The following is a 1749-nucleotide window of genomic DNA, read 5'->3' as shown; positions in this document are numbered from 1 at the left end:
CCGCCAGAGTTTCCCGATATCGACCCAGAGAGCGGCCTGAAAGCCCTGGTCTTCCGCCGCATCAGCTGAAACACCAGAAACCCCTCTGTGGGAGCGAGCCTGCTCGCGAAAGCGGCACATCAGACAAAAATTTGCTGACTGATACACCGCTATCGCGAGCAGGCTCACTCCCACACAAGTTCTGCGTTGATCAAAAAGCCGTCGGCCGCAGCACCAGCGCAAACAACTCACCATGCCCGGTGACATTGAGTTTGTGATAGAGATTGCGTCGATGCACTTTCACGGTCTCCGGCGAAATTCCCATCTGCTGGGCCATCGCCTTGCTGGAAAAGCCCTGCAGAATCAGGCGCGCCGTGTCGATCTCGCGCGCGGTCAGCCGGGCATCGAAACGGTCCAGCAGCGTCGCCAGATCACCCACCACCGCTTCAGCCACCAGCCCTTGCGGCGGCAGCAACTGCATGTGGCGATGCATCGCCGCCAATACCCAGTCACGAACGCACAACAGTCGGCCCTGCTCGGCCATGCCAAACGCGGTCGAGCGGCCCAGGGACAAGCCGAGTACCGCGCCTTCGACGTTGATCAGAAACTGCAGTTCATCCTCGCCCACCACGGCACGAAAGTAGCTCTGGTAGTACTCGCTGTGCAGAAACTGGTCCGGCGCAACGGACGCCAGGCTATGCAGGCCGTCGCTGATCCCGCTGACGGCGGCTTGATAGAACGGATCGAGCAGGTACATGCCGGCGGTATAGCCGGCCAGCTCTTGCTGATCGTCGGCATAGCCCTTGCTGTCGAAGTCGATCAACAAATGCGGCGGCTGGCCGGCCTGCATCAGCGCGACGAGGGCATTGTCCAGCGGCACCAGCAGGCGCAGGGTGTCGACCAGCGCGCGCCAGAAACCGTCCTGCCCGAGGTGGGAAAATACCCGTGCCAGACTCTGATGCACCGGCAATTCCTGCAACAACGCGTCCACGCTCTACCCCTTTCGAGTAACCCATGATGGGAATGGGGCTGGTGTGACCGGCCCGTTAGCCTGACCACTCCAGTTCATCACCGGCCTGCGACAGGCCAGGAGTGCCGCATCATGCGTCGTCACCGTGGATCTATCAACCCGGGCCTGCTGGCCTGTTTTTGTCTCTCCTCGGCTGCCATGGCGGCAGACGTACCGAGCGTGCACGTCTACAACTGGTACGACTACATCGGGCCGAACACGCTGCATGATTTCCAGCGCGACAGCGGCATCCGGCCGGTGTACGACACCTTCGACAGCGCCGAAGTGCTCGAAGGCAAACTGATGACCAGCCGCAGCGGCTACGACGTTGTAGTGGCGAGCAACTTCAGCCTGCCGACCCTGATCAAGGCCGGCGCCCTCGCCCCATTGCCTCGCGATCAACTGCCAGGCTGGCAAAACCTCGACCCCGATCTGCTGAAGAAACTCGCGGTCAACGATCCGGGCAATCAGTACGCCGTGCCTTACCTGTGGGGCACCAACGGCATCGGCTACAACGTCGACAAAGTCCGCGCCGCGCTGGGTGACAAAGCGCCGGTGGATTCCTGGGAGTTGCTGTTCAACGAAGCCAATCTGGCCAAACTGGGCGAGTGCGGCGTGGCGATGCTCGATTCGCCGTCGGAAATGCTGCCGGTCGCCCTGCATTACCTGGGCTTGCCGCCGAACAGCACCGATCCCGAGGACTACAAAAAAGCCGAAGCATTGCTGCTCAAGCTGCGCCCGCACATCGCCTACTTCAACTC

The 1749-nt window shown here is 61.5% G+C and carries 2 protein-coding genes; one reads left to right on the top strand and one right to left on the bottom strand.

Annotated features, from left to right (window positions below; genetic code table 11):
• Positions 1-190: 190 nt before the first annotated feature.
• The gene (locus D6877_RS16850) at positions 191-970 is read right to left on the bottom strand and encodes a helix-turn-helix transcriptional regulator (protein WP_130911514.1); all 780 of its coding nucleotides are present in this window, start codon (positions 968-970) and stop codon (positions 191-193) included.
• A gap of 111 nt (positions 971-1081) precedes the next feature.
• Between D6877_RS16850 and D6877_RS16845 the strand changes: the two genes are divergently transcribed.
• Positions 1082-1749, top strand: a 668-nt coding sequence (locus D6877_RS16845) for an extracellular solute-binding protein (RefSeq protein WP_130911513.1), incomplete at its 3' end; no start/stop codon positions are given.

The sequence above is a fragment of the Pseudomonas sp. Sample_9 genome (assembly GCF_004307535.1).
GTDB lineage: Bacteria > Pseudomonadota > Gammaproteobacteria > Pseudomonadales > Pseudomonadaceae > Aquipseudomonas > Aquipseudomonas mercuritolerans.
The sequence above is the reverse complement of the archived record's forward strand: the minus strand, read 5'-3'. Positions and strand labels throughout refer to the sequence as shown.